3 protein-coding genes are annotated in these 2,345 nt (G+C 71.5%); 1 reads left to right on the top strand and 2 read right to left on the bottom strand.

Annotated elements, in window-relative coordinates:
• Positions 1-229: 229 nt before the first annotated feature.
• The gene (locus tag KD1_RS15740) at positions 230-1,102 is read left to right on the top strand and encodes a 1,4-dihydroxy-2-naphthoate polyprenyltransferase (RefSeq protein ID WP_068403478.1); all 873 of its coding nucleotides are present in this window, start codon (positions 230-232) and stop codon (positions 1,100-1,102) included.
• A gap of 25 nt (positions 1,103-1,127) precedes the next feature.
• Here the strand turns inward: KD1_RS15740 and KD1_RS15735 are convergent, their stop codons facing one another.
• The gene (locus KD1_RS15735) at positions 1,128-1,511 is read right to left on the bottom strand and encodes a DUF4229 domain-containing protein (protein ID WP_068403476.1); all 384 of its coding nucleotides are present in this window, start codon (positions 1,509-1,511) and stop codon (positions 1,128-1,130) included.
• A 4-nt stretch (positions 1,512-1,515) separates the two neighbouring features.
• A partial coding sequence (gene ccsB, locus KD1_RS15730) for a c-type cytochrome biogenesis protein CcsB (RefSeq protein WP_068403474.1) occupies positions 1,516-2,345 on the bottom strand: 830 nt, incomplete at its 5' end.

Genomic DNA, 2,345 nt, shown 5'->3' with positions numbered 1-2,345 from the left:
GCGCCCACGGTCGAGGACGTGCGGGCGGCCCTGCGCGGCCACCTACCGGGGCATGCCCTGCCGCGGCGGATCGTCGTGCTGTCGGCGATCCCGCTGCGGGGCCCGGGCAAGCCTGACCGCCAGGCCCTGGCGGCGAGGTTGACCGCCGCACCCTGAGCCACGTGCGAAGATGCGTCTGTTCCGGGGCGCCGCCGCCTCACCGTCATCACCGAAGGAGGCAGGCGCCCACATGGCCACCACTGCCCAATGGATCGAGGGGGCCCGTCCGCGCACCCTCCCGACCGCCATCGCTCCCGTCGTCGTCGGCACGGCCGCCGCAGCGGGGCTCGGCCGCGCCGACCTCGGCCTGGCGACGCTGGCGATGATCGTCGCGCTCGCCTTCCAGATCGGCGTCAACTATGCCAACGACTACTCGGACGGGGTGCGCGGCACCGACGAGGAGCGCGTCGGCCCAGTGCGTCTGGTCGGGCAACGGTTGGCCTCGCCCGGGTCGGTCAAGGCGGCCGCGTTCACGTTCCTCGGCATCGGGTGCCTGGCCGGCCTGGCGCTCGTCGCGCTCTCCGGCACGTGGTGGTTGCTGCTCGTCGGCGTCGCGGCCGTGCTCGCGGCGTGGTTCTACACCGGCGGGTCGAACCCCTACGGCTACCGCGGGTGGGGTGAGGTCTTCGTCTTCGTCTTCTTCGGCCTCGTCGCGACGCTGGGCACGCAGTACACGCAGGCGCACGCCATCTCCTGGGTCGGCCTGCTCGGTGCGGTCGGTGGCGGCGCGTGGTCCTCGGCCATCCTCGTGACGAACAACCTGCGCGACATCCCCACCGACTCCCAGACCGGCAAGACGACCCTCGCGGTGCGCCTGGGCGATGCCGGCACCCGGCGGCTGTACGTGGGGCTGGTCGGCACGGCGCTCCTGTGCGGTGTCGCCATCGGGATCTGGCACCCGTGGGCGTTCATCGCCGCACTCGCCGCGATCGTGGTCCGCCCCGGCGTGCGAACCGTGCGCAGCGGCGCCACCGGGCGCGACCTCATCCCGACGATCAGCGCGACGAGCCTGGGGCAACTCGCGTGGTCGGCGCTCCTGGCGCTGGGCATCGCCCTGCGCTGAGCACCCCCTCCCCGTCAGCGGGGTGTCAGCGGAACTCCTCGGGCTCCTCACCCTGATCGGCGCCACCCTGATCGGCGCCGCCTTGATCCGCACGCCCCTGATCCGCCTCGTACGCATCGGCCTCACGATCCTCGACGGCCGAGTCCCCCTCCGGGTCGGCCACACGGCGCTCCGGCACCGGCCGACCCGCCGCCTTGGCCTCGCGGCGGGCGATGAGGTCCTGCGTGTACTCACGGCGCAGCGGCGCCAGCACAAGCGTCGAGATGATGATCGAGAGCACGGCCGCGCCGACGACGAGCCACGGCAACTGCGCCGCGGAGCGCAGTCCGACGAGCCAGAGCGCGAGCACGCACCCGAAGAAGATCAGGAAGCGCAGCAGCGAGTACCGGACGATCGGCGACAACTTCACGCGATCACAGCCCCGAGTAGGAGTGCTGACCGACGAAGAACTGGTTGACGATCGCGTAGTTGACGATGATGCACACGAACCCGGCGATGCCGATCCACGTGGCGGTGTTGCGGCCGACGCCCTTGGTCGCGCGGGCGTGGAGGTAGGCGGCGTACACCGCCCAGATGATGAAGCTCCACACCTCCTTGGGGTCCCAGTTCCAGTACGAACCCCACGCCTGACGGGCCCAGATCGCGCCGGCGAGGATCGAGAAGGTCCACAACGGGAAGGCGATGATGTGGATCGAGTAGGCCAGCCGCTCCAGCGCCACGGAGTTCGGCAAGCGCGCCAGCCACGTCTGCGCACCGCTGGCCTCCCGGCGGGCCTGCGCCAGGTGCAGCAGCAGCGCAACGAAGCCGAAGAAGAACAGCGACATGGCGATGACGGCGATGGTCACGTGGATGACGAGCCAGTACGACTTCAGCGCCGGCAGCAGTTCCGAGGCCTCGGTGTACCAGACGGTCATGGCGGCGCCGAGCACGAGCAGCACCGGCAGGGTGACGAACGCGCCCATCCAGCGCAGGTCACGGCGCAGCGACCACAGGCAGAAGCCGAGCATGACCACCAAGCACGCGGCGACGGCGAACTCGAACATGTTGCCCAACGGGAAGCGGGTCACCGACAGGCCGCGCAGCGTCACCGACACCGCGAGGAGCGCCGTGGTGAGCCACGCGAAGTTGTACCCGAGCGCGGCGGCCTTGCGCCCGCGCAGGCTCGCCTCCGTGGCGCCCTCCGACGGGCGCGGGGCGGGCGTGACGACGCCGCTCACCTCACCCGAGCCGGCAGAGCCGCCCG

Source organism: Kribbia dieselivorans NBRC 106261 (assembly GCF_001552435.1).
Taxonomy (GTDB): Bacteria; Actinomycetota; Actinomycetes; order Actinomycetales; family Dermatophilaceae; genus Kribbia; species Kribbia dieselivorans.
Note: the sequence above shows the minus strand (reverse complement) of the source record. Positions and strands in the feature narration are given on the sequence as shown.

Excerpts from the sequence above, each read along its gene's own strand:
- KD1_RS15740 (WP_068403478.1), top strand. The coding sequence starts at position 230 with ATGGCCACCACTGCCCAATGGATCGAGGGGGCCCGTCCGCGCACCCTC.